General features: G+C 39.8%; 25 protein-coding genes and 1 pseudogene. 21 read left to right on the forward strand and 5 right to left on the reverse strand.

Annotated elements, in window-relative coordinates; all coding sequences use genetic code 11:
* The first annotated feature begins 35 nt into the window (after positions 1-35).
* The 4 genes from SIO70_RS17440 to SIO70_RS17455 all read left to right on the forward strand — a co-directional run bounded on the left by SIO70_RS17440 (position 36) and on the right by SIO70_RS17455 (position 2,771).
* Positions 36-563: a hypothetical protein gene (locus SIO70_RS17440; protein ID WP_320572711.1), complete on the forward strand. Its 528-nt coding sequence runs from the start codon at positions 36-38 to the stop codon at positions 561-563.
* 268 nt (positions 564-831) lie between these two features.
* A complete protein-coding gene (locus SIO70_RS17445) occupies positions 832-984 on the forward strand; it encodes a hypothetical protein (RefSeq protein ID WP_320572712.1) in 153 nt (50 codons plus the stop codon).
* 49 nt (positions 985-1,033) lie between these two features.
* A complete protein-coding gene (locus tag SIO70_RS17450; RefSeq protein ID WP_320572713.1) occupies positions 1,034-2,437 on the forward strand; it encodes an RHS repeat-associated core domain-containing protein in 1,404 nt (467 codons plus the stop codon).
* Positions 2,438-2,447: 10 nt separating this feature from the next.
* Positions 2,448-2,771 (forward strand): hypothetical protein, encoded by a 324-nt coding sequence (locus SIO70_RS17455; protein ID WP_320572714.1) that lies wholly within the window; start codon positions 2,448-2,450, stop codon positions 2,769-2,771.
* 644 nt (positions 2,772-3,415) lie between these two features.
* Here the strand turns inward: SIO70_RS17455 and SIO70_RS17460 are convergent.
* Positions 3,416-3,661 (reverse strand): annotated as a pseudogene (locus tag SIO70_RS17460) (transposase); the annotation flags it as partial.
* Between the two features lie 2,280 nt (positions 3,662-5,941).
* On the opposite strand from SIO70_RS17460, the gene SIO70_RS17465 reads away from it, so the two are divergent.
* From SIO70_RS17465 to SIO70_RS17530, 15 genes are all read left to right on the forward strand, one after another.
* Positions 5,942-6,979 carry an RHS repeat-associated core domain-containing protein gene (locus tag SIO70_RS17465; RefSeq protein ID WP_320582068.1) on the forward strand — a complete coding sequence of 346 codons (1,038 nt, stop codon included), beginning with the start codon at positions 5,942-5,944 and terminating at the stop codon, positions 6,977-6,979.
* Between the two features lies 1 nt (position 6,980).
* The gene (locus SIO70_RS17470) at positions 6,981-7,718 is read left to right on the forward strand and encodes a hypothetical protein (RefSeq protein WP_320572716.1); all 738 of its coding nucleotides are present in this window, start codon (positions 6,981-6,983) and stop codon (positions 7,716-7,718) included.
* A gap of 297 nt (positions 7,719-8,015) precedes the next feature.
* Positions 8,016-8,366 (forward strand): hypothetical protein, encoded by a 351-nt coding sequence (locus tag SIO70_RS17475; RefSeq protein WP_320572717.1) that lies wholly within the window; start codon positions 8,016-8,018, stop codon positions 8,364-8,366.
* A gap of 73 nt (positions 8,367-8,439) precedes the next feature.
* Entirely contained in the window at positions 8,440-13,641 is a 5,202-nt protein-coding gene (locus SIO70_RS17480; protein ID WP_320572720.1) for an RHS repeat-associated core domain-containing protein, read from the forward strand.
* 6 nt (positions 13,642-13,647) lie between these two features.
* Positions 13,648-14,268: a hypothetical protein gene (locus SIO70_RS17485; protein ID WP_320572722.1), complete on the forward strand. Its 621-nt coding sequence runs from the start codon at positions 13,648-13,650 to the stop codon at positions 14,266-14,268.
* 84 nt (positions 14,269-14,352) lie between these two features.
* A complete protein-coding gene (locus SIO70_RS17490; RefSeq protein ID WP_320572724.1) occupies positions 14,353-14,622 on the forward strand; it encodes a hypothetical protein in 270 nt (89 codons plus the stop codon).
* A 387-nt stretch (positions 14,623-15,009) separates the two neighbouring features.
* Positions 15,010-15,420 carry a hypothetical protein gene (locus SIO70_RS17495; RefSeq protein ID WP_320572726.1) on the forward strand — a complete coding sequence of 137 codons (411 nt, stop codon included), beginning with the start codon at positions 15,010-15,012 and terminating at the stop codon, positions 15,418-15,420.
* Positions 15,421-15,614: 194 nt separating this feature from the next.
* Positions 15,615-16,199, forward strand: coding sequence for a hypothetical protein (locus SIO70_RS17500; protein ID WP_320572728.1), 585 nt, complete (start codon positions 15,615-15,617; stop codon positions 16,197-16,199).
* 165 nt (positions 16,200-16,364) lie between these two features.
* Complete coding sequence (locus SIO70_RS17505; protein ID WP_320572730.1) at positions 16,365-17,771, forward strand: RHS repeat-associated core domain-containing protein; 1,407 nt, start codon at positions 16,365-16,367, stop codon at positions 17,769-17,771.
* Positions 17,772-17,778: 7 nt separating this feature from the next.
* On the forward strand, positions 17,779-18,399 hold the full coding sequence (locus tag SIO70_RS17510) for a hypothetical protein (RefSeq protein WP_320572732.1): 621 nt from the start codon (positions 17,779-17,781) through the stop codon (positions 18,397-18,399).
* Between the two features lie 15 nt (positions 18,400-18,414).
* Positions 18,415-19,572, forward strand: coding sequence for an RHS repeat-associated core domain-containing protein (locus tag SIO70_RS17515; protein WP_320572734.1), 1,158 nt, complete (start codon positions 18,415-18,417; stop codon positions 19,570-19,572).
* Positions 19,573-20,157, forward strand: a complete 585-nt coding sequence (locus SIO70_RS17520) for a hypothetical protein (RefSeq protein WP_320572736.1) — start codon at positions 19,573-19,575, stop codon at positions 20,155-20,157. It begins immediately after the preceding gene.
* Between the two features lie 131 nt (positions 20,158-20,288).
* Positions 20,289-20,441: a hypothetical protein gene (locus SIO70_RS17525; protein WP_320572737.1), complete on the forward strand. Its 153-nt coding sequence runs from the start codon at positions 20,289-20,291 to the stop codon at positions 20,439-20,441.
* A 6-nt stretch (positions 20,442-20,447) separates the two neighbouring features.
* Positions 20,448-20,630: an Imm52 family immunity protein gene (locus SIO70_RS33425; RefSeq protein WP_414017867.1), complete on the forward strand. Its 183-nt coding sequence runs from the start codon at positions 20,448-20,450 to the stop codon at positions 20,628-20,630.
* Between the two features lie 865 nt (positions 20,631-21,495).
* The gene (locus SIO70_RS17530; RefSeq protein WP_320572740.1) at positions 21,496-22,074 is read left to right on the forward strand and encodes a hypothetical protein; all 579 of its coding nucleotides are present in this window, start codon (positions 21,496-21,498) and stop codon (positions 22,072-22,074) included.
* Positions 22,075-22,086: 12 nt separating this feature from the next.
* Here SIO70_RS17530 and SIO70_RS17535 read toward each other — a convergent pair whose 3' ends face one another.
* Entirely contained in the window at positions 22,087-22,341 is a 255-nt protein-coding gene (locus SIO70_RS17535) for a transposase (protein ID WP_320572742.1), read from the reverse strand.
* Positions 22,342-22,376: 35 nt separating this feature from the next.
* Here SIO70_RS17535 and SIO70_RS17540 point away from each other — a divergent pair, with 35 nt between their 5' ends.
* Positions 22,377-22,976, forward strand: a complete 600-nt coding sequence (locus SIO70_RS17540) for a hypothetical protein (RefSeq protein ID WP_320572744.1) — start codon at positions 22,377-22,379, stop codon at positions 22,974-22,976.
* Positions 22,977-23,421: 445 nt separating this feature from the next.
* Complete coding sequence (locus SIO70_RS17545) at positions 23,422-23,856, forward strand: hypothetical protein (RefSeq protein ID WP_320572746.1); 435 nt, start codon at positions 23,422-23,424, stop codon at positions 23,854-23,856.
* Between the two features lie 236 nt (positions 23,857-24,092).
* Here SIO70_RS17545 and istB read toward each other — a convergent pair whose 3' ends face one another.
* From istB to istA, 3 genes are read right to left on the reverse strand one after another with little or no spacing between them, the layout of a single operon-like run.
* Positions 24,093-24,815 carry an IS21-like element helper ATPase IstB gene (gene istB, locus SIO70_RS17550; RefSeq protein ID WP_320572748.1) on the reverse strand — a complete coding sequence of 241 codons (723 nt, stop codon included), beginning with the start codon at positions 24,813-24,815 and terminating at the stop codon, positions 24,093-24,095.
* Between the two features lie 23 nt (positions 24,816-24,838).
* Entirely contained in the window at positions 24,839-25,042 is a 204-nt protein-coding gene (locus tag SIO70_RS17555) for a hypothetical protein (RefSeq protein ID WP_320572750.1), read from the reverse strand.
* 29 nt (positions 25,043-25,071) lie between these two features.
* Positions 25,072-26,607 (reverse strand): IS21 family transposase, encoded by a 1,536-nt coding sequence (istA, locus tag SIO70_RS17560; RefSeq protein WP_320572752.1) that lies wholly within the window; start codon positions 26,605-26,607, stop codon positions 25,072-25,074.
* Between the last annotated feature and the right edge of the window lie 98 nt (positions 26,608-26,705).

Raw genomic sequence — 26,705 nt, forward strand, 5'->3', positions numbered from 1 at the left:
TTTTGCCGGACAATAATGATTAAATATAATTAAATATGACCGCAGAATCATTTGTAATCACTTTTAAAATGCAGGTACCAGATCGAGAATCTTTTAATGGTATGGGCTTGCCAGAAGATTATATAGAGCAGGAATTGTCTATGTATGATATTAAACAGCGAAATAATTTGTTGTTATATAGTGATAGTTTGTTGAATTTAGTAAATGATTATGATTTAAGTAAAATTCAGATTGGCATGATAACTTTTAAATCAGAACTTATAGAGGACGATGAATATTATTACATAGGTAACATAGAAGTAGATTTGATTGTTAAAAGTAAGTTGACCGGAATAATACAGGTTTTGGAATTCGATAATCCATCTCATATCTTATGTGACTGCGCTGTTAATGGAGATCAATTATTAGATGCACTATTAATTTGTGATAGCTATATAACAAAAGGCAGATTTGATGATGAGTTTCGTGAAAATGATGAAATAAGAACTGCAATGATAGAAGAGTGTGCAGATAAGGCCGGAGGATCCAGCTATATTGAATTTTATCAAATGCTATTAGGTTGATTGAGGGATATTTTCTATGCTTCGATTTAACTATACCAGTATGAACTGATCAGTGCTAAAGTGAATTTTGTGGCCTATGATGTGATTGCATTAATTAAAGGATTAACTTTTACAGATATAACTCTGGACTACGCTTGGTAGTGGAGCGGCTACATGGATTACGGTATCTGTAGGGAATGCATATAAGGAGGATATCAGTTTTGATGGGAATGGGAATATATTGCGGTATACGCGGTATGGGAGTGGAGCGGATGGGAAACAGTTGCTGATGGATAGTTTGAAGTATGTGTATGCGCGGGATGGTCAGGGGTATCTGAGTAGTAACAGGTTAACGCAGGTGTTGGATAGTATTGCGGGGGATCCTTATACGGAGGATGTTTCAAGTCAGGGAGTAAATAATTATATAGAATTACCCATTTAAGTCTCGTAAGGTCAATGTTAGGGATAGTATAGTTAATATAAAGTGGACGGTGTATGGTAAGATAAGTGGGATTACGAAGGGAGATGGGAGTTCTTTGGAATATAGGTATGATGCGGGAGGGAATAGGGTGTATAAGGGTTATACGCATGGTGGCGTGACGGATAAGACATGGTATGTGCGTGATGCGGCGGGGAATGTGTTGGCGGTGTATGAGAATGTTGGAGGCGGGGGAGATAAGTATTGGAAAGAGCAGCATTTGTATGGGAGTAGCAGATTGGGATTGTGGGAGCCGGGGTTGGTAGTCGGTGGCGAGGTGGATTCGACGTGGAATAAGGTGGGGGTAAGGAGGTATGAGTTGGTGAATCATTTGGGGAATGTGTTGGCGACGGTGAGTGATAAGGCTGTGTTGGAGGGGGATCATTATGTTGCGGAGGTGATGAGTGCGGGGGATTATTATCCTTTTGGGATGGGGATGGGGGATAGGAAGTGGAGTTTAGGAGGGTATAGGTATGGGTTTAATGGGAAGGAGAATGATAATGAGGTGAAGGGAGAGGGGAATGAGCAGGATTATGGGATGAGAATTTACGATCCACGAATCGCAAAGTTCCTAAGTGTAGATCCGCTAACGAAATACTATCCTGAGTTAACGCCTTATCAATTCGCGAGTAATAAGCCTATACAAGGAGTCGATTTGGATGGGGGAGAGATAAGAATTGCCACTAGTTGGTTGGCTGACAAAGCAAAAGCTGCAGGCCATCCGATGTTAGGCGGTTTTATAAATTCATTTGGATCATTGGATATCAATTCACTCATGTACGATAGGTGGAAAATTGTGTTGACGGGTGATATTGAAGGTGCCAAAAAAGAAGCTTATGCGCTATCAGTTGTAGGAATTGTAGAAAACGCTAGTCAACTTGTTGGATCTGCCTATGATGGAAATAAGGAAGCGCAAGGTCAACTGTTAGGTATAGTAGCGCAAATCGCTTTAAGTAAGCGTATAGCTAGTATGAAAGGAAAGACAGTGGCACCTGTTAAAGCTGTCGCTGAAGCTGTTGTTGAGGCAGAGGAGGCTAATGTGCCATCTCGGCCATCATGGCAACAATCTGAAGCTGATATCGTTACACCAGACTATGAACAACAGGTGTCATTCAAAAATGGTAAAAGGGTTCCCAATTTATCAAGAGGGTCAGTTCGTCCCGAAGGTATTAAGCCAGGAAGCTCTATAGAGGTGAAAAATTATAACTTAACTACTGAGAAGGGAATTAAGAGTATGATTAGAAATGTGGTAGGACAAGTAAGGCAGAGAAACGTTAATCTACCGAAAGGTACGATACAAAATGTTGTGCTAGATGTGAGAGGGCAAGATTTATCAATAAAATTAATGCAGAATGTAAGAAATAGATTAAGCACGCAAGCAGGTAATAATGTTAATGTAATTTTTAAAACAGAGTAACAGATTAATAATGCAAGTAGTAGATCCATTTAGTTTAGATTGGGGTAATATCACTCCTGAAGGGTATAATGAGCAGAAAAATGAGGTGGTTTTTATATTTAATTTTGACATATCATCGCAAGAGAGAGTAGAAAGAGGTATTATATTTGCAGTAGGCAAATTAAGATGGGCGATGAAAAATATTCCACCATGTAATTATAAGGTCGTGTTAGATTTAAGAGGACAAGCCTTGACACTACTTAATCGTGCAAGGAAAATGAAAGAAGATATAATCAATGCAGTTATTAAGGATAAATCATCTCTTTTAGGAATTGAAATTGAAATATTAATTTAATATTTTATGGCGTTTAGTATTTTAATTGAAACGAATCTTGAGCATCATAGTTGGGTTCAGTTGAATAGTGTTTTGAAGTTGAATGCAAATAGGTACATTGAGTTTTTTCCTATAACCTATTTTTCCAGTGTGAACAGAAATTATATTGGAATGTCCATTCTTAAAAAGGATGATTATGCAGATACTATACAATTTATTGAGAGAAGTATAATGTATTTGTTAGGGGAGGGATGTAGAGTATTTGAGTTATATAGTTCTTTGGAGTTTAGTGAAGCTAATTGTTCTTTACTATTGAACAAATTTTTCTCTTGATGAACAGATAATGGAGTAGACTTTTGTTATAAAATCTTCAGCTGGTTTCAGTATCGTTATTTCCAGCCTCAGGTGATCAGAAAGTCTGGTCCCATTATCTGATGTATTTATATCAGAGTTAGATTTTAAAATTCGGGTATAGCTTATCTTCCTTGTTCAGAAAGATTTTTCACAGGGGCTACACCTTCCGCATTGAACCCCTATTATGAGGAATTGTTCATGCGGGTAGAGGTTAGTATATAGTTATGGGGAGTTATGGAAGGTGAATGGGAAGCGTTGAAGAACGGTATGGGAGAGGTATGAGGATATAAAAAATACAAACTAGTGTTATGTTAACAATTAATTGACGGATAGAGTCTTTTTAACTTTATTCTTGCTTCTTTGTTTGTAAACTGCCAATTTATTTGGCAGTTTTTGTTATTTCTGTTTATTTGCCACTCTGAAATCTCTTCTTTCACTTTTTCTATCGTAGATAGATGTCTATTTAAACACTGCCCATTCAATACTTGTAATTCTATTTCCGCCATATTTAACCAACTTCCATGCTTTGGGGTATAGACAAATTCAAATCTATCGATTTTGCGATATCAAAGCACCTGGTAGCAGATCTGCAGGCGGTATTACCGTTACGGCAGTGGACACATGTGGTATTGCAGGGTCAGGGGTTGAACAGTGGCGATCTGGCGGTGTATGTGAATGGGGTATTGTGTCCATTGAGTGCAGGAGCGCCGGCAGGCGGTTGTGGGTGGACGTTGACGAATACAGGGTCAGGGTTTATCTATCCTGAGAATTTGAGTACGCTGAAGCATTTTCGGTTATACAACAGGTTGTTGTCGGGGGCGGAGATAGCGGCGAATGCGGCTGTTCCTTGTCTGGGGTTAAGTCCGGCGTATGATTCAGTGTTGAATGGGGCATTGAGTTATTGGGGGCGGTATAATCTGCCTGCTGTTGGCACAGGTGGTAGTACGGTGGAGATGCAGTATTCGGCGGTGTATCCGGGGCATACGCTGGCGACGTCTTATGGATATCAGTCGTTGAATGGAATAACGCAACAGCGTACACCGGATGCGGGGGTAAGTAGTTATTGGTATGACAGGTTGGGGCGGTTGGTAACGTCGCAGAATGCGGAGCAGGTGGCGCCGGTGAATGGTGGGGCTACAGGGAGGTACAGTTATACGAAGTATGATGCACAGGGGAGAGTGATAGAGGTAGGAGAGAAGAGTGGTGCTACCCTGACAGCGTCGGAGATATTTATGTCTGCACCGGATGTGTTTTTGGGAGCGGGAAGTGATGCACAGATAACGAGAACATATTATGATGAGGCGTATGTGGCAGCGGGTTTAAACCAGGAGAATCTGCGTAAGCGGGTGGCGGCGACTACTTACCAGGATGCGGGAACTACGCCTTTGCAGGCGAGTTATTATAGTTATGACCAGATAGGGAATGTAAAAACTTTGTGGCAGCAGGTGCAGGATCTTGGGGTGAAGCAGGTAGATTATCAATATGACCTGGTGAGCGGCAAGGTAAATAAGGTACGTTATCAGCGTGGTGCGGCAGATCGGTTTTATTATAATTATCAGTATGATGCGGAGAATAGGTTGACGAAGGCGGGTAGTGGAATAGATAGTGTATCGGCAGATGGCTGGGAGATTATGAATCCGAAGACAGATGCGGGGTATCGTTATTATCTGCATGGACCATTGGCAAGGATGGAATTAGGGGATATGGAGCTGGTGCAGGGAGTAGATTATGCGTATACCTTGCAGGGGTGGTTAAAGGGTGTGAATGGGAACTATCTGACAGCAGGAACTGATATGGGTCGTGATGGGGTGATAGGGGGCATTAGAGGGGCAATAGCGCGGGATGCGTATGCATATAGCCTGGATTATTATGCGGGGGATTATAAGGCGATTGTGGATACGAATTCATTAGGTTTGAAATGGGTTGGACAGACGGGTGATGTGATGGGTCGGAATTTGTATAATGGGAATATCAGCAGGAGCACCTTAGCACTTTCAAAAATCAATTCCGGGAATCCTGTTGGGTATTCTTACCGGTATGATCAGTTGAACCGTTTGACGGCGATGCGTCAGCATACGCTTGGTAGTGGAGCGGCTACATGGAGTACGGTATCTGTTGGAAATGCTTATAAGGAGGATATCAGTTATGATGGGAATGGGAATATATTGCGGTATACGCGGTATGGGAGTGGAGCTGGCGGCAAGCAGTTGCAGATGGATAGTTTGAAGTATGTGTATGCGCGGGATGGTCAGGGTTATCTGAGTAGTAACAGGTTAACGCAGGTGTTGGATAGTATTGCGGGTGATCCATATACGGAGGATGTTTCAAGTCAGGGGGTAAATAATTATATTTATGATAATATTGGTAATTTGATTAGCAATGTTAGGGATAGTATAGTTAATATAAAGTGGACGGTGTATGGGAAGATAAGTGGGATTACGAAGGGGGATGGGAGTTCTTTGGAATATAGGTATGATGCGGGTGGGAATAGGGTGTATAAAGGTTATACGCATGGTGGAGTGACGGATAAGACGTGGTATGTGCGTGATGCGGCGGGGAATGTGCTGGCGGTGTATGGGAATGTTGGAGGCGGGAGTGATAAGTATTGGAAGGAACAGCATTTGTATGGGAGTAGCAGATTGGGATTGTGGGAGCCGGGGTTAGTAGTAGGTGGAGAAGTGGATTCGACATGGAATAAGGTGGGGGTAAGGAGGTATGAGTTGGTGAATCATTTGGGGAATGTGTTGGTGACGGTGAGTGATAAGGCTGTGTTGGAGGGGGATCATTATGTAGCGGAGGTGATGAGTGCGGGGGATTATTATCCTTTTGGGATGGGGATGGGGGATAGGAAGTGGAGTTTAGGAGGGTATAGGTATGGGTTTAATGGGAAGGAGAATGATAATGAGGTGAAGGGGGAGGGGAATGAGCAGGATTATGGGATGAGGGTGTATGATCCGAGGTTGGGGAGGTTCTTGAGTATTGATCCATTATTTAACTCATATCCTTATCAATCCGTATACTGTTTTGCAGCTAATTCTCCAATATTTTTAGTAGATGTTTATGGGGCTGGACCTAGTTTTGCAGATCCTCCTACAAAGACCACGCCTCAAATTAGACCAGATAAAAGCTATACAATTAGGAGGATTAGAACGATTACGGAGGTCCCAGAACCGCCTGAATCTCCGAAGCAAACAAGTTTCTTCAGGGCTGGTAACCTCATTCAAATAGCCCAATTCTTCAATGGGGCCTCAAATGTTTTGACTTATTTATTAAAGCCTGCAAATGCTGATTATAGAGGACCAGGTAGTAAGGATGGGAATGAAGTGCCTCAGCATCACCTTCAAAGTTCTGCTAGTTCATATGAACATATAACTAATAATCCGAATGATTTAACAGAGGCAGATAAGCAAGCAGCGAGAAAGAGGTTATGGACAAGCGATGGAACTGCTCAGGATTTATTATTTTCGTCATTTATAAGTGCTCAACCAACGAAAGATAGGGCTAATGATTTGTTAACCAATATGGATATATCTGATTATGTGAGGCGTAATGTAGTTACTATTGCTGTTGCTGATGCAGAGACTTTAGATGGGAAGCACTTTAGATTAATTGGTATTAATTCTAGTATGAGAAAGTTTGATGCTATTATGAAAACATTAATAGCAAGTTTGAAACCAGGGGAGATTTTAGTGCCAGCTAGCGACCCAGATGCACATGCAGAAGGCAATATTTATGAATTTGCAAAAAGATGGGGTTTGACAATAACTTCAATTGATCCAAGTAGACCATTTTGTAGAAATTGTGAAGAGTTAAGAAGACGAAATACTACACCAACAGCAACCAGAGTAACCAAAAGTAAATCTAAAATAAAATAATATGGAGAGTAACCTTTATTTACAATATAATAAAAAGGGAGAAGAAGAAATCGTGTGGAAGAAAATTGTTGAGTTAGGAGATTTGGTTTTAACAGAACCTTATTTGGATGATGTTTTACTAGTATTGGAAGATTGTATGGAAAGGGTATTGAATAATTTTATCATGATAAAAAAGGAGTTGGAAGAAAATGGATACATTTTTGAAAATATAGAGGAACTTAATCCGGATTATTGCATAATTGAACCTAATCAAGAAAAAGTTGACTTATTGAGTTTACAGAAAATATTTCCAGAAGGATTTATACCTTACTCTTTACTTTACTTTTATAAAAAAATAAGAACTATAGATTTTAGGGGATATTTTAGTAATTGGGAGAATCCTTATTATCTGGATGCTATTTATATCTATTCACTTCATGGTTTTTTAGACGTAAATCAATACCGAGGTGAATTTATGGTAGATGAAAAAACTTGGGGATATGAGGTGCTTATTTCTCCGGATGAACATGTGAAAGAAAATGTAAGCGGTGGAATAGGTTATGGATTAGAGTTAACTAAAACCCCAAGAATAGATACTAATATTATAGATTTCACTGAAACAATATCGTTTATTGAGTATTTGAGACTTTGTTTGAAATGGGCAGGGTTAGTAGGATTAGATAAGTATGAAGAGGGTGAGATTCCTAATGATATACTGAACATTATTTTAGGAATAAGGGAAAAGATTATCGCCATTTAGGTTATTGTTTAAATAGGGTTCTATATTTTTGAAAAATTACATGGCAAGCATGAAGACTTGACCCAACTTCATATTGGTGCGGATTTTCTGGTAGCATTCGGTGAAAAAATTAGTATAAACTTCTTGTTGAAGCACAATGCAAATCATCTGAAAATGACTTGAGTGAAATATGTGCATTTTATGGTGATATAGAAACCAGGGAGGAGACATTCCAAATGCTATCCAGTCTTTAGCCATCCTGCCAAAAGGCGGATTTATATTATTGTCTCACTTTTTAAACCACTATAATGAAAAAGGGTGGAAATCAAAGGAAACTTACCGATCAAATGTTTTAATGCCTGTAATAGCCCAAGAAATTTGGCATGGATTGCTAATGGAAAGGCGCCAGAAGTTGACGAAGTATGGATTGAAGCAAATTCCACCCATAAAGCATTTAAAGGAGAAAAGTTAATACATTATCATATTAATCAGGGAGAAGTTGCTACTGCTATCTCTGAAAGTTTTCATAATAACTATACGAAAGAGTTACATCCTTTAAAATACCCAAAATCCAGCGTGGTAGCAAAAACTGCCAATGGCATATCTCTGACTATGAATTTATTGGGGTTTGTTGTTGAAGCATTTTCTGATAATCCTCATACTCCATAAAAATACCGCCCTCTTGACCATATTTTATCCTCATTTCCACCGCTAAAGTTATTATCCTGACGAATATGCTGGATTGACACAGGTCGATTCGGTGGCATTTGCAGCGGGTCAGACGGAAGCATCTATCTGTATTTCAAGTGCCATCAATACGAGTTCAGTTCTGGTGGAGGGAATTTCCTGTCGTCCTGATGATAGTAGCGTTATTTTCGATTGCGATGCGGCGAAGAGTTTGTCAAACTTCACGCTGAGTATTCAAAGGGATAATACTACCTACGATCCGGCAACAGGTATTGCGAACTGGAATTGTATCATGCATTATTCCGGGCCTGATATTCCGTCAGGGGCGAGTGTAACAGTGGGCGTGGAGTTTTCATTTCATGAGAATCCGGGTGCGAAAATTTACAGTTATGTTTTTACAGGTAGTACAAAATCGCTGACGTATGTATTGCAGGGTGTAAGTGATGCGGGAGGAACGATAGAAGGTTCGGGCTGTAGTAATCCTAATCCTACTACACCTGTCACTAACAATTGTGCGGCGGCTTTAAAATATAAAGTTTCCCGTATCAACAGTGTTTCTTATAGTACAACAGGGGTATCAACAGATACGACCGCGTTAGCGGCGCAGGTATCAACGGCGGTAACGCAGTCTGTGAGTGAGAACTGTGAAGCGCAGGCAGATTACTGGATGCAGCAGTTGGCGGGTTGTTTAAACAGCAATGCAGCTTATGCATCAAAGGCAGCTTTGCTGCGCACAAAATTATTGCAGGTATGTAAGGCGGGAGGTGATGTGGATCATCCGAATGGAGCGAGTACAGTACCTGGTGCAGCGCCTTCCGGAGGTTATGTATCCTTTAAAGAGGCCATTAAAGGAGTATTGGGCATTACCAGCCTGGATATGCTTTGTAACCCGTGGTTACTGGATGCACCTTATCCATATAATGTAAAGCTACAGGCGACAAATGTTACTATTCAAAGAACGGATAGTGGTATTTGTGCACAGCTGGCAGCACTAACACAGGAATATAATAACGCAGCGGGCGGATTTTATCAGTTCCTTGTAAATAAGTTTGGTGCAGCGATGACGCTGAGTGAAGCAGAACTTACGAGTCTGCAGAATGGCTGTAACAATTGCCGTTACTTATTGGCGGATGAGATACAGTTGCCTGTATTTATGGATCCGGGAGCGCAGGGGTACGTTAGCGGCTTTGGTTATCAGCAGGGAGTAGCGGCCATGCAATCGGAGATGTCCCTGGATACGACCAGTGCTAATTACGAAAGCATTTATGCCACTTACCTGAATCACCGTTGGGGCTTTACGTTGTCTTATGCAGATTATAAAGATTTTGAGGCGAGGTTGCTGGTGAATTCATCGGCAGTATTAACGAATCAGCCTGTGTTTGCGACCGTGAGTCAGGATCCATATAGCTGTATGAAGCAGCTGATCAATCATGCGGCATTAAGTGGGATTGTACTTTATAAAGAATATATAGCGGAAGAGGAGCGGCAATTCAGGAAAGGGTACATCGCTTATTGCAGCAGTGTGAAGCCAAAGTTGGAACTGACGGCTTTACAGCAATTGTACCATTTTACATTATACTATTATGATCAGGCAGGTAACCTTGTGCGCACGATACCACCGGAGGGAGTACACCTGCTGGATGCGTCTTATCAGCAACAGGTATGGGATGCACGGGATAATGTAGCATCTGCCTGTACGTATAGTGGTCCAGTAGTAGCGGCCAATAAGGATACGATTTTAAACAGGTTAAGTACGGTATTGCAGGCGGGTACCAATTCGGCAATGGAGTGGTGGTTGTATAATCCTGCCATGGATAATAACCAGGTATTAGCTACGACAGGAGGGAACAAGTACCTGTTTAATACCTGTATCAGTGGACGGTATTTGTATATGTCCATTTATACGATGGCACCGGCGGTGGATGGTGCGACCATAGATTTTGCGATATCAAAGCACCTGGTAGCAGATCTGCAGGCGGTATTACCGTTACGGCAGTGGACACATGTGGTATTGCAGGGTCAGGGGTTGAACAGTGGAGATCTGGGGGTGTATGTGAATGGGGTATCGTGTCCATTGAGTGCAGGCGCGCCGGCAGGCGGTTGTGGGTGGACGTTGACGAATACAGGGTCAGGGTTTATCTATCCAGAGAATTTGAGTACGCTGAAGCATTTTCGGTTATACAACAGGTTATTGTCGGGGGCGGAGATAGCGGCGAATGCGGCTGTTCCTTGTCTGGGGTTAAGTCCGGCGTATGATTCAGTGTTGAATGGGGCATTGAGTTATTGGGGGCGGTATAATCTGCCTGCTGTTGGCACAGGTGGTAGTACGGTGGAGATGCAGTATTCGGCGGTGTATCCGGGGCATACGCTGGCGACGTCTTATGGATATCAGTCGTTGAATGGAATAACGCAACAGCGTACACCGGATGCGGGGGTAAGTAGTTACTGGTATGACAGGTTGGGGCGGTTGGTAACGTCGCAGAATGCGGAGCAGGTGGCGCCGGTGAATGGTGGGGCTACAGGGAGGTATAGTTATACGAAGTATGATGCACAGGGGAGAGTGATAGAGGTAGGAGAGAAGAGTGGTGCTACCCTGACAGCGTCGGAGATATTTATGTCTTCGCCGGAGGTGTTTTTGGGAGCGGGAAGTGATGCACAGATAACGAGAACATATTATGATGAGGCGTATGCAGCAGCGGGGTTAAACCAGGAGAATCTGCGTAAGCGGGTGGCGGCGACTACTTACCAGGATGCGGGAACTACGCCATTGCAGGCGAGCTATTATAGTTACGACCAGATAGGGAATGTAAAAACTTTGTGGCAGCAGGTGCAGGATCTTGGGGTGAAACGGGTGGATTATCAATATGACCTTGTAAGTGGCAAGGTGAATAAGGTACGTTATCAGCGGGGGGCAGCAGATCGGTTTTATTATAATTATCAGTATGATGCGGAGAATAGGTTGACGAAGGCGGGAACAGGCATAGATAGTGTATCGGCAGATGGCTGGGAGATTATGAATCCGAAGACAGATGCGGGGTATCGTTATTATCTGCATGGACCATTGGCGAGGATGGAATTAGGGGATATGGAGTTGGTGCAGGGGGTAGATTATGCGTATACCTTGCAGGGGTGGTTAAAGGGTGTGAATGGGAACTATTTGACAGCAGGAACTGATATGGGTCGTGATGGGGTGATAGGGGGCATTAGAGGGGCTATTGCGCGGGATGCGTATGCATATAGCCTGGATTATTATGCGGGGGATTATAAGGCGATTGTAGATACAAATTCATTGGGTTTGAGATGGGTTGGACAGACGGGGGATGTGATGGGTCGGAATTTGTATAATGGGAATATCAGCAGGAGTACTTTAGCGCTTTCAAAAATCAATTCCGGGAATCCTGTTGGGTATTCTTACCGGTATGATCAGTTGAACCGTTTGACGGCGATGCGTCAGCATACGCTTGGTAGTGGAGCGGCTACATGGAGTACGGTATCTGTTGGTAATGCATATAAGGAGGATATCAGTTATGATGGGAATGGGAATATATTGCGGTATACGCGGTATGGGAGTGGAGCGGATGGCAAGCAGCTACAGATGGATAGTTTGAAGTATGTATATGCGCGGGATGGTCAGGGGTATCTGAGTAGTAATAAGCTGACGCAGGTGTTGGATAGTATTGCGGGTGATCCTTATACGGAGGATGTTTCAAGTCAGGGGGTAAATAATTATATTTATGATAATATTGGTAATTTGATTAGCAATGTTAGGGATAGTATAGTTAATATAAAGTGGACGGTGTATGGGAAGATAAGTGGGATTACGAAGGGGGATGGGAGTTCTTTGGAATATAGGTATGATGCGGGTGGGAATAGGGTGTATAAAGGTTATACGCATGGTGGAGTGACGGATAAGACGTGGTATGTGCGTGATGCGGCGGGGAATGTGCTGGCGGTGTATGGGAATGTTGGAGGGGGGAGTGAGAAGTATTGGAAGGAACAGCATTTGTATGGGAGTAGCAGATTGGGATTGTGGGAGCCGGGGTTAGTAGTAGGTGGAGAAGTGGATTCGACATGGAATAAGGTGGGGGTAAGGAGGTATGAGTTGGTGAATCATTTGGGGAATGTGTTGGTGACGGTGAGTGATAAGGCTGTGTTGGAGGGGGATCATTATGTAGCGGAGGTGATGAGTGCGGGGGATTATTATCCTTTTGGGATGGGGATGGGGGATAGGAAGTGGAGTTTAGGAGGGTATAGGTATGGGTTTAATGGGAAGGAGAATGATAATGAGGTGAAGGGGGAGGGGAATGAGCAGGATTATGGGATGAGGGTGTATGATCCGAGGTTGGGGAGGTTTTTGAGTGTGGATCCATTAAGTAAGGATTACCCACATTATACTCCTTATAGTTATGCAGGTAATAAACCGATTGAGTCAATCGATTTAGATGGTGAAGAGGAGCTCCACTTTACACTTAAATTTAATAGTAAGATTGGTAAGCCTGAATTGATTTTAACTAGTGTAAAATTAGAATATAGTTTAGGTTTATTTAGTGTTTCTTATCAGAAGTTATTTGGGACTGTATATATAGTCGATTATCCTCAAGGACCATTCGGAAGCCGTAGTTATAAATTTTCTGAGCATAGCTACATTACTCAGGGTGTTAATACAATCGATAAGTTTAATCATTGGTTAAATAATCCAACAGCCTATAAATTTAAGAATGGCGATTTAATGGGGCCCGAGCACTTGTTTATGTCAGGTGCTGGTTTAGCTCTGAATACAATAAACACAGGCTTAAAAGCATATGCCGAATATCAAGGTGCATCTTTATTAAATACACGGGTTGTCCGACCTATACAAGTTCAAACAAATGCTACAGCTGAAGAAACTGCTACGCCTGCCAGTCCTAATTCAGTAAGAACATCAACATTGGAAGTCGGGCCATATGCTAGAAGATCAATACCAGCTAGGGGGCCGGCTCGAAATTTTACTCAAGCTGAAAGGGATGCGATAAACCAAATAGGTGAAACAGATGGTTGTCACACATGTGGAGCAACGAATCCAGGGACTAAAAGTGGCAATTTTGTACCAGATCATCAACCTGCCAATCAGCTAAATCCCAGTGGTGGACCGCAACAGTTATATCCACATTGTATAAATTGCTCAAGGGTTCAAGGTGGTGAGGTTAGACAAGCGACTAGAGCTGTGCCAGGTCACTCACCTCCACCGATTGATCAATCATTACCAGGAAATCAATAGAATATTATGAAATATAAATTAATTGAAATTGAAAAAAATGACAATGGTTTTATTACACGGAATCTCGAAAGATTTAATCAAAAGAATTTACGGTTAAAAGCTTCTAATAACGAAGAAGCTGATTTGAATCTATTGAGATTTTTAGTTGATTATATTATTGAGGAAAATATAATACTAAAGGAAGATGCAACTATCACATATGGTCTGTGGAGCCTAAAGCTCTTTTCTGATAAAGAATTGCTTAGCATACACGAATTGAATGCTGATTTTTCTGATTGGGTAACGGGAGCGAAGAATGCAACTTATTACCTTGAGCTACAAAGGATTGTTTGTAAAGAAATAGGTGTAAAATCCATGTTGCCAAATCTAAATCAGAAGATTGCAGTAGATAATGGTACATTAGGCGGAGAGGAGGTACAAGGAATTAGATATGATGCGCCTCCGCATATGAGCGGATGGTATATAACTTCAGACAGTTATAATGGGGATATAAATAGTTTAAATGTAATTGATCTTTTTTCATTTGTTCCAAGGCGAAGAGATTTAATACAATTTTTGGCATTACCAGTGGGATATTCATTTGAAGTGAAAAATGGAAATTACGATGCGTGGGCAATTAATTTGTAATGGAATCAGTTGTTTACAAATGTATGCATCTGGGGGGAATGGGAATGTTGTAAAGAACAGGGACCCTCATTTTAAAAAAAATAGATGGTATCCCAGAGGGTGCTTATTTCCCCAGGCGAATATGTTAAGGAAATTTTAAGTGGCGATATGGGATATGAATTAGAGCTGCACCAGACAAAACGGATAGATAGTAATATAATCGGTTTTGTTGAAACAATTTCTTTTATTGAGTATTTGAGACTCTGTTTAAAGTGGGCGGGATTAGTAGGTTTGGAAAGGTGTAAAGAAGGTGAGATTCCTGATGAAATAATACGGGTTATAGAAGATATAAGAAAGAAATTGTTGCCTTTTTAATTATTGATTAGAATAGGACTTGATGTGATTTTGAGCAAAGAATTTCAGATGAAGTGAAAGGTATTGTAGAAGCTGAAGCAGACAAATATATTTTTCACATTGAAGTCGATAAAAAGTTGATTATACCACGATTGGTCGTGGTACGACTACTAATAAATAGGCAAGTAATTCAAAGGAGAAATATGTCGCGAATTTATGTATATGATTTCAATTGGGATGATGCAACGTTAGAGAATCTTAAGGGAGAGACGTATTTTTTCTGTCGAGACTGTAAAATTTCCTGCGTTAACGGCCTATGGTGGTGAATTATCTCAATCGGCCCAAAAACTGGGGAAGTCGCTGCTGCCGCGCCATTCTCCCTTCCCCATCCCGGCAGGGTTTCAAACAATGGGGAAGGAGTTTACACAAAATATTTTACACTCCCTTTCTGTCAAATGGAAAACTTATTATAATTTTTCGGAACAAGATCCTGGAGATGGCTGGGATAATTTAGCGAGGTTTCGTATTTCTGTATCTACTCCCATTGGTATAGGGAAATATCTGAAGGCTCGTGTCAAAGATGGCATATTACCTTTATGGCACCTGCCGGGACATCCTGATGTATCTTTATTACACACCGCATCAGGTGCGCTTATAAGGCATGCCGGCCAGGGTGCGGTAAAGGCGAGACATTTATTATACCACTACACGCTGCTACTTTATCTTCCAAATGCTTTTAAGAGTTACAGCATCTTCATGATCGACAGGCACTTCAAAAAGCTTTCCTCTCAAAAGCTGATCCAGCAAAATTTGTTGTAGGGGGATGTAATGTTTACTATCAGGATGCTTCACAGGTGTCCGCAAAACTTAATAAGACGGTGACACTTGCAGTGACATTTTTCCAGCAAAATGGATCAAAAGGGTTTACTCCGGTAAACGTTATCGAAATGATAAAACCGGAGGAAATGCCGACAAACAAAGTACACAACACATTTACAAATAAATTACAATAGATGGATGCTTTAGCTATAAAAGAGTTTATTTCTATTTATCAGTACGCAGTATTTTCCCAGGTAAGGGCAATATTTGATTCGCTTGAGCCGTCGGACAAGGACGATTTTCCTGAAACCTTGATTCGCTATAATAGATCGCTTACAGGAGAAAACGAAGAAAGAGGATTGTTTGCCGAATTGGTTGAAAATAGCAACTTAGCAAATGTAGTTCAGGTATTAAGCTATTTTTACTTTATTAAGCCGTTATATTTGGAAGACAGATTTATATTGTTTGGGCGTGATAATGATCGTTTTTATATAGGTTTTGATTTGGTCAACCGCAAAGTTATTTTGTTTGATGATATGGATGGGTTATATACCTATATCGCGGATAGCGAAGGTGGATTCCTCGATTATCTTCGGATTTATCTGGAGTATGAAATTATGCCTAATGAATTAAAAAATGATTATAAAGTTCGTCTAATGTTTAGAGAGAGAGTTATTGAAGCGGTTGGAGGGGAAGAATATAATGATTACTACAGGTTTGTATTTCCGGGACATCAAAATGAGGAAATTGTTAATATAACGTTCCCATTTAAGCTTTAATTTCTTTTACATAAGATACGTGGTTCACATCGGCAAAGAAAACGGAGTGGATATTTTGAAGTGAGTTTTGTTTATATACGTATCAGAATCCAGCTAATGCATCGTCATTTGGAATTTTAGAAGATTAGCAATGTTAGGGATAGTATAGTTAATATAAAGTGGACGGTGTATGGTAAGATAAGTGGGATTACGAAGGGGGATGGGAGCTCTTTGGAATACAGGTATGATGCGGGTGGGAATAGGGTGTATAAGGGTTATACGCATGGCGGAGTGACGGATAAGACGTGGTATGTGCGTGATGCGGCGGGGAATGTGCTGGCGGTGTATGGGAATGTTGGAGGAGGGAGTGATAAGTATTGGAAGGAACAGCATTTGTATGGGAGTAGTCGGTTGGGATTGTGGGAGCCGGGGTTGGTAGTCGGTGGCGAGGTGGATTCGACGTGGAATAAGGTGGGGGTAAGGAGGTATGAGTTGGTGAATCATTTGGGGAATGTGTTGGCGACGGTGAGTGATAAGGCTGTGTTGGAGGGGGATCATTATGTTGCGGAGGTGATGAGTGCGGGGGATTATTATCCTTTTGGGATGGGGATGGGGGATAGGAAATATTCAATGGGGGGGTATAGGTATGGGTTTAATGGGAAGGAGAATGATAATGAGGTGAAGGGGGAGGGGAATGAGCAGGATTATGGGATGAGGGTGTATGATCCGAGGTTGGGGAGGTTTTTGAGTGTAGATCCGTTGACGGGTGAATACCCAGGATTGAGTTCTTATATTTTTGCAGGGAATAGTCCAATCAAATTGATTGATGTTTTAGGTATGGGGCCCGGTAAGCCCGATGATCCTAATCCGTTTGTATATGTATTCACACATACGGATTTGGCTCCGACTTTTGGCCTTAATCCTTTGGATTATATTTTCCCAACAGTGACAGGGCGGCAAAATTTGAATATGCTATTAGACGCAGTTATGCCACCAGTTCTTGGTACAATGAATGGGATGTTATCTAATCATTCATTCGGAGCATATCGTCGAACAGCTGAACAAATTGGGCTCAATGAAAAATATGCAGCAGCTTATGATTATGCAACTGTAACCGGTAGTTTTGCCCCTGGTGTCGATTTGGTGGTAGGAGAAGGAGTACCTCCTGCATCTCCCGGTTTGGCATTGGTTAGTTCGAATAAACTGGTTCAACTAACGTCCTTTTCTCTTGCGTTATTAAAAATGCCCGCTTTCCTATTTGCAAAAGGAGGGAAAGATGCGAATAATTTAGGTAAGGAAGCAGAAAAGAGAGTAAATGCAGATCCGCCTGGACAGCAACATACCTACAGAGGACCATTAACTGGCAAGTCAAGAAAAGCAGATAAGCTAACAAAGAAGTTCTTGACGGAAGTTAAAAATGTGGCTTACATGTACTATAGTAGCCAAATTAAGAATGCCCTCGCATATGCTGAACAAATAGGTAGGGAATTTATCTTATACCTAAGAGATCCTAAAAATATCTCAAAACAACTAAAAGAGGAAGCTGACAATGGGAGGATAATAATTAAGCAAATACCTAAAACAAAAAAATAGTATTCAAATGGGAAAAATAGAAAAGCAAATATTGATTGAATTAAGAGAAGCTGGGTATAACTATAGAGATGTTAATAAGATATTTGATAAGAAGACTCATGAATTAGCGGAAGTTGATATAATATTGAAGTATCTGCCTGAAGCCTACAAAGAGCATTTGGGTACCGGAGATATTTTGGCACGTTCTTTAATTGTAGCAACGGAGCCATTTGATCCGAGTGTATTAATCGATTTATATGATAATAGTGAGCTTAACGATGTTATTAAAGATGGTATAGGTAATGTATTGTCATATGCTCCAACCTATGATATCTCAAATTGGATGAGGAACAAATTGTTAAATGAAGTGGTTTTATTTCAGTCAGCAAGCCTAATACCTGGACTCCCTGGAAAGGGAGGTTTTAATACAAACGAAGAACTGATTGCATTTTTGCAGCTAATTTTCGATCGGCATTTTTCAGATTATTGGATTATGCCCTATAAAAAATACGCTACTTTGGATGATATAGGTTTTTTAAAAAGTAAGTTAAATGGAGTAGATAAAAAAAGAGATAAAGAAATTGAAAAACTGATCACTGCGATAAGAAATAAGAAAAGGGTTAATACTTTAAAAAAGAAAAATATTTAAATTCTATTACCATTTTTGAATGAGTTGTTTTTAGTTAGTACTGGCAATAACACGGGAAGTAATGGAATAGAGTCTGGTGGATACAGGTACGGGTTTAATGGGAAGGAGAATGATAATGAGGTGAAGGGAGAGGGGAATCAGATCGATTTTGGTGCGAGAATTTATGATCCTAGGATTGGTATGTTTTCCTCGTTAGATCCTTACATGAACAAATTTGCGTGGCTCAGTCCCTATTCATATGCGTCAAACAATCCTATTAGGTTCATAGATGAGAATGGCGCCTCTACGGGCACACCTCCGGGTAGTAAGAAGTATATTTATAATAAGTTGAAGGTTGATCTGACAAAGATGCCAGATTCGCATAAATTGGCTAATGGTACAGGGATTAAGTCGACTAATACCAGATTGAATGGTATAAAGGAGAATGCTCCATGGTGCTGGGATCAGATACGTAATAATAACCCATCAATCACTTGGAGTAATTCAAACAAATATGCTATGGATAATGGTTTCTCACCTAAAGCTGATGCCGAATTTGTAAGGCAGTTTCCAGCATTCGAAGCTTTTAAGGGACAAACGTTGGACATACACCATCTAAATCAGGAAAACAAAGTAGGCATTGCATTACCACAACAATTACATCGTGGGAAAGGCTTTACTTCTCTTTGGCATAAGTTTGGGGGAGCAGTAAGTATTTTAGGCATGATGCTAACAGTTTACCAGCAAACATACGGTCAAGATCCTTTATTGGTAGGTGATTTTACTGATGCTAAATGGCATGAAGATGAGTTGATGATGGTGGAGGCCGGACTTGGTCAGAAGGATTATCAACAAGTGGTTCGTTTCGCTCGTGGTAATAATTCCAGAACTGGATCTATGCGTCCAGGAACTGTTGGGATTTATTACGCATCAGAAAGTGAGATGGCAAATTTTCAGTTTTTCAACCTCTCACAAGCTGGTCCAGAGACATTTGTTGTAGGTGGATGGAATGCCTATTATCAGGATGCATCACAGGCATCTGCAAAACTTAATAAGACGGTGACGCATGCCGTAATATTTTTCCAGCAAAATGGATCAAAGGGATTTACACCGGTAAACGTTATCGAAATGGTAAAACCGGAGGAAATGCCTACAAACAAAGTACACAACACATTTACAAATAAATTACAATAAATGGATGCATTAGAATTAAAGGAGTTTATTAGTATTTATCAGTATGCAGTATTTTATCAGGTACGAGCAATATTTGATTCGCTTGTGCCTGATGAAAGCGATTTTGGTGAAATTTTAGTTAAGTATAAGATGGAGGGAATGGAAAGAAATGATACTAAAGGAATGTTTGTTCAACTGTTAGAAAATAGCAATTTAGTAGAGGTAATTCAGGTGTTGCCACAATTTAGCTTTGAGCAACCATTTTATGTAGAGGACAGGTTTGTATTGTTTGGTCGCGATAGTAATTATAATTTGGATATTGGTTTTGATTTGGTTAGTCGAAAAGTAATTTTGTTCGATGATATGGACAAGTTGTATACCTACATTGCTGATAGTGAGAGCGGATTTCTTAGTTATCTTCGGATTTATCTGGAATATAGGATTATGCCAAATGAAATAAAAAATAAGAATGGAGTTGGTTTGATGTTTAGGGAGAGGGTTGTTACGGCAGTTGGAGGTAATGAATATGCTGATTATTACAGATTTGTATTTCAAAATGATGATTATCCCGAAACGAGTTCAATAAAGTTCCCTTTTAAATTGTAACATGGCTTCGTTCCAAATTACCACAGTCTGTAAGGCGGGTGATGATATCAATCTTTCCATTGGAGTGAGCACTTGATGCAAAAGGCAAGTATGCTTTCTTGTTGGAAAAGGGTTGGGCACAAACGAAACTATTGGAACAGGCAGAAAGACAAGTAGCTGCGGCAAAAGGGTTAAGAATTGAATGGCATTTCGCAGAGGAAGAAGCTGCAAATGTTGTTAGGCAATTATTTCAAAATGAAAATATTAATATTCAGGTATTTTATACACCATATATCAAGCCTTAATAAATTATGAACATTGAGTTTATCGGCATTTATTGGAGCCCAAGGTATCAATCTATTGAAGATTGTGCGAAAAGGGTTGAGCAAACATTTAAATTTTTGCAGCAATTAGATCAAAGTTTTACATACTGGTATTCTACATTAAAGCCCAAAAAAACATCAGCTTGTAGAGGCTGTCGATTGCTCTTATGAAGGTATAATTAAACTACTGGATTCAAGCAGGAAATATGATGACGTTGGAAATATTCTTGATGAATTAGGTTGTCGAATTTATCTGAAGTCTGGGTTAGATTTTAGTAAGTCACATGTATTATCTATTTCCTGTAATAAAACGAATGCGGATCTATCTAATGCAGTTGGGCTAAGCCTAGCCAAGCCAGACCAATATAATCACTTGAAAGTACTAAATTTAGCAAGAAGTATTTATGACAATTTAATCGATATTTGGGACGGGGAAAAAGGTGTTTTAAGAGATAAGGATAATGTAAATTACTTGTGAATGTTTAATAAAATTAATATTCAGTGACCGGATGTTTAAATGTGATTATAAAATGAATGTTGTAATAAAGAATTAGAGACTAGAAAATTTCTTGTGTTAATTTCATATCCTCAATAGGATTCAGATTTAACAATCATGTTCCAAATTATTATTCAATTCCGTTTAGCTCCTTTTACTTGGGGTAAAGATATTTCCTTATAACTTTGTGTTACGCTCCGTAGTAAGCCGTTTTTAAACTGGCGTATTAAGCCCGGCGTTTAGCCTGGCTGTGGTTGTAATCCGTAAAAAGGTAGCTACCAAAAAGTCATTTGCCAATATGATTACTGTGATCAGGTTACATCTGATGAGTTATGTAGAATTACTTGATTTTATAAAAGATACATATAAAGCATGGAGGAAACACATGATCTGTCACTTGGATTTTCTCCATAGTCAAATCAGGGGGGAGCTCCCCCTGATTCTGAAGTAATAAATTTATACTCTATAAACTTTGCCCACAATGCAATACAGGCTATTTTATACACAATTTACCCGGACAAGAATGTTAAAAAATGACTAATGGCAAGTAACTATGAAACATTAACTATACCCGTAGATTATAAAAAGTCTTTTCAGGATCTGGACGTGCAGGAAATAAAAGATTATTACAATTGGTTTCTGCATATTAAGCATGATAGGTTAATGAAACTTGGCACTTATCTTTTTAATAGAGATTATGATTTTTTATCTGAGAATAATTTAAAAGTGGTTGAAAACTTTTTGTTTAATTCAGTAGGGACAGTGCCTATGCCTAAAGATGAATATGATAGAGCATATGGTGGAATGTCCGATCGATTAAAAAAAATAGCAAATGTTCCAGACTTTATACTAGATCGTAGGACTATTTCAATTTGTTATGATATCGGAATTTATATGGGAGAATTAATGATAGCATTAGATAGCTCTATCATGTGGGGATTGGATAAAAATATCAGGTCTGCTGATTATGGGCAACCAATAATTAAGAAAAAGAAATTTGAGATAAACCCCTTTGTTGTGGTAAAAAATGCTGCTAATAAAATTCACAAGAAAACATATACAGAACACCAGCTTATTAGTTTCTTTAATGCATGGAAAAGGGGGTGTGGAATTGACTGAGATTTTATGGGGTCATTTTTCAATGTTCCATTTATAATATTTTTCAACAATATCAGTGAATCCACCTCTGTAAGCTTTATCAGTACGAATCAGCTTCATTCTAGAACTAACTGTTTCTATTCTCCATAATAAGTCATATCCACCCATGGAATCATGCACATCTGCAGCACTTACACTTATAGCTATTGGTAAGCCAAGGCTATAAACAGCAAGATGTCTTTTTCGGCCATTAATATTTTTCCCACTGCATTCTAAAAGGATGAGCAATATAGATTATCGTTTAATTACTTTTTAAATAAATTATGGTACCATTTTATTATACTTTAGTTGAGGGAGAAAAGATTATTATAGACAATAGCTCCTATTGGGGAGAAACTATTTTTAAGAATTGTAATATTACTATAAATGTAACCTCCAAATTCTTAGTTACACGCAATCTTTCCTTTATTAATTCAAAATTAATATTCAAAAAAAGATTCACAAATTATTGCTGGGCTGACTGTTTTTTTGATAGCTGTTCTTTTGAGGGGCAGTTATCAGGCAATGATTTTGGAAATTGGCCATCCTATTTTATTCGGGATGACGAGAAAAGAATAGGGGATATTGTTAATTGTGATTTTTCAAAATGTGATTTGGCTTCTTGTCGTATTTTGGATAGCAGTGCAGAAAGTAATAGATTCCCGGAATGGCCGAATTTCACTTTGTTTGATCCTGCGTTACATGTTGAATTATTAAGATCAATCAAATGGCCTGATAATTTAGATGTTTTATTTGAGGGGCTAGATGATGATATTGGGACTAAAATATCTTCCGTAAGTTGGAATTTTAAGTATTTAACTAAATATACAACATCCGATAAAGTATATGATATGTTGAAAGAGCTACCATTTGTAAAATTATGATACGAGGATGTTTTTATTATTACAATAGTTCGGTAGTTTTTAAACCCAGGTGTCCAAAAGTGTGGATAAAAATAGTTTTTTGCAAAAGATATTAACAGGAGGAAAAAGGGAAGAAAAAAGGGAAGAAAAAAGGGAAGAAAAAAGGGAAGAAAAAAGGTACTGTGATAAATACCAAATAAATTTTAATCTTTGCAATTAAGAAGGAAAACTTATGTCGATTCAAAATGGCAAAGGTTTATCCTGTGCAGGCAGACTCAAGGGTTTGCCTGTTTGCTTTTATAGGTATTTCTATTGTTATTCCCTTACTTACTTCTTTGCTCTAATGGCATATAAACCGTGTTGTTCTTCCATAAGGTATAGGCCAGGATCAGCATCTTTCGCTGTAAGGCAACCACACCTATCATCTTACTCGGTTTATTTTTATTGATTCTATTGGTATGACAGGTTGGGGCGGTTGGTAACGTCGCAGAATGCGGAGCAGGTGGCGCCGGTGAATGGTGGGGCTACAGGGAGGTATAGTTATACGAAGTATGATGCACAGGGGAGAGTGATAGAGGTAGGAGAGAAGAGTGGTGCTACCCTGACAGCGTCGGAGATATTTATGTCTTCGCCGGAGGTGTTTTTGGGTGCGGGAAGTGATGCACAGATAACGAGAACATATTATGATGAGGCGTATGTGGCAGCGGGTTTAAACCAGGAGAACCTGCGTAAGCGGGTGTCGGCGACTACTTACCAGGATGCGGGAACTACGCCGTTGCAGGCGAGTTATTATAGTTATGACCAGATAGGGAATGTAAAAACTTTGTGGCAGCAGGTGCAGGATCTGGGGGTGAAGCAGGTGGATTATCAATATGACCTGGTGAGCGGCAAGGTAAATTGAGTATTTCACAAAAAACCAGCCACCGTCTCACACATCAACCATCCAATTATTTCGCGTGAAACCCAGCCAGGTGAACTAAAATAATTAGCAAATTATTCGTGGATTTCATTTTTCAATCCTGCCATTGGATTCACTGTATTCCTGGCTATTTAAAGAGTTACATAGCATCTTTATGCTTATCCTAAAGGCATAACAATCTTATAAAGAACTGATTCGCACGGTCAAATTTAACTAAATTAACCTTTTCTCAAAGATCCACCTTTCAGATCAATTTTATGTGCATTTGCTGTTAGCCTATCCATAAAGGCATCTGCGTGCGTAGCCTCGTCAAACAGTTCATACCATTTGTCCACTGGCAGTTGAGAGGTTACAATCACTGCACCTCTTTTGTATCTATCGTCCAGGATTTCTATAAGAGCCAGACTACTACTTAAGTCTAATGTTTTTAACCCCAGATCATCGAGAACAATTAGTGGTGTCCTTTCAATCTTCTTCAACGCCTTGCGGTATGATCCATCCAGTCTTGCAGCCGCCAGTTCATCCATCAACCTGTTAACCGGGAAGAAGCTGCAAGGATATCCATGATCACAGGCCAGTCTTCCCAGAGAGCATGCCAGAAAGGATTTGCCACAACCAGTAGACCCTGATATCAGTATGTTTTGCCCTTTTTTAATGTAGCTATTGTCACATAATTTTAGGAAGCTTTCTTTACTTAACCCACGATCGATGGAGCAATTGACTTGTTCTATGACTGCATCATATCTTAAACGTGATTGCCGAAGATATCGGTCACTTCGATTTTGAACCCTATACTCTTCTTCCGCTTCTGTCAATAAAGCCAGAAGACTATGCATTTCGGGCTGTTGGTGGATCGGGGTATCCATTATTGCTTTGTATCGACTGGCCATACCATTTAATTTTAGGGAGACCAGTTTCTCGTAAGTGTGCTGTGTGTTCATGTGTTTGATTTTAAGATGATTTTTTAAATATGGTTTTTGATGTGTTCATTTAATAAAATGAAAAAGTCCTGTATACTTGATGGTTCACAAGTTGCAGCATATTCAATATGTCTAATCATTTCCTCGTGCTGATCGTTTTCAGTGTCAAGATTTGCCAATAATGTGGTGCTTTGTGGGTTATCAATGCTACCAGGAATATTGATACGAATGACTTTTTTTTGTTCCATGTATTATGATTTTAGAGTGATATAATGAACTATTTGTATTCCTCCGGACCTCTGAGGTTTTGGTGGGAAGGAAGTTTGGATTTTACTCCCAACTCTTCTTTTTCCATGTTATTTGCCAGCATATTTTTTATTGTACGGTATGATACAATACCCGCATTTAAGGCACGAAGGCAGGCATTCTCTAATCTTTGCGGGCCAATTTGCTTCTTAACCGCTAAACTCAGCAGGCCTCTGCAAGCATTATATGCCTGCTGTTCCTGCGGTCTGGACTTTAGTAATGCTTCCATATAGGCATGCACATGAGAGCCAATTCTGCCTGCTTCCTGTAAAAAATAAGTGCTATCCCATCCTTTCTGCTTTTTAAATGCCTGGTGATTGGATGGCATGTGTGAGGTTTCTGTAGTATAGCCTTCTGCAACAGGACTTCTACTGTGCGTAGCTATCCTCTCTGATCCATTGTAGATTTCGACAGTTGTAGTATCATAAATAGCAGTCAGCTTAAATCCTACAAAACGGTATGGTACACTGTAGTAATGATTATCTTCAGTTAGATGAAAGTGATAATTGTGAGCAACAAGTTTTTGTTGTCTATGCCTTATCACAAATGGAAATTGTGGTAAGGGTGACAGCTTAGATTTTTCACCGTCAATAAACCGTTCATACCGTGTAAATCTCTTTTTCTGGAAAGGTTCATGGTTGTGATTTTCCAACTCACGCCAGATAGCATCGTTGAGTTCTTTCAGGCTAAAAAACACATCATTGCGCAATGGAGCAAAAATACGTTGATAGGAAAGATGTACTCCCTGTTCAACATGCGGTTTGTCTTTGGGCTTTCTCACTCTCGCTGTAAGCAGGGCCGTGCTGTTATATACCGACCATTGCTCTAGTATTTCATTCAATGTAGGTTCATAGAGGCAGGGTTTAATAACGGCCTGCTTCATGTTATCGCATTTAATGTAAACACTTACACCTCCAAAGTATAGCAGACAATTATTCAATGCCTTCACTAAATGAGGCAATGTAGCATCTGCAAGAGCCATTACATAGGTATACCCACTAAAAGGTAAGACTGCTACAAATATCACGCACTCGATCAACTCACCGGTTTCAGGTTCTACATAAGACATCTTATCACCAGCAAAATCAATTTGAATAATTTCTCCTGCTTTATGTTCATGATGCATGCTGACACCTTTAAGGGCTATTTGTTCATCCAGCAACCCACAAAACCTGGTATAACCATAGCAATCCGGATACACTTTCCTGTATTCCTTCAAGAGTAACTTCCTGGTAACTCCTCTCTTTCCTAATTCGTTCAAAAAAGATTCCTTCCGGGCCATAAAATCAGTTAGCCTCGGATCTTCTTCCGATGCCTGTCTGGGTTGAAGAGCAGCAGCTAATTCTTCATCATTCAATTCTAGTAATTCATCGTGATTTTTTCCTGTGGCTTTAATTCTTTTCTCATAAACAGAAACTGTTTCCCTGTTCAGTTCAAGCTCAATGGCAATGTTTCGCATTGAGAATTCTCTTTGTAATAACTGAATCAGCCTTCTTACTATTAGCATGTTGATGAATTTGTTAGGCATACCACTCGTTGACAATAAATTAATAATCAACGAATTAATATATCGGATAAGTAATATTCCAATAATCAATCTTTACA

Source organism: Chitinophaga sancti, from assembly GCF_034087045.1.
Classification (GTDB): domain Bacteria; phylum Bacteroidota; class Bacteroidia; order Chitinophagales; family Chitinophagaceae; genus Chitinophaga; species Chitinophaga sancti_B.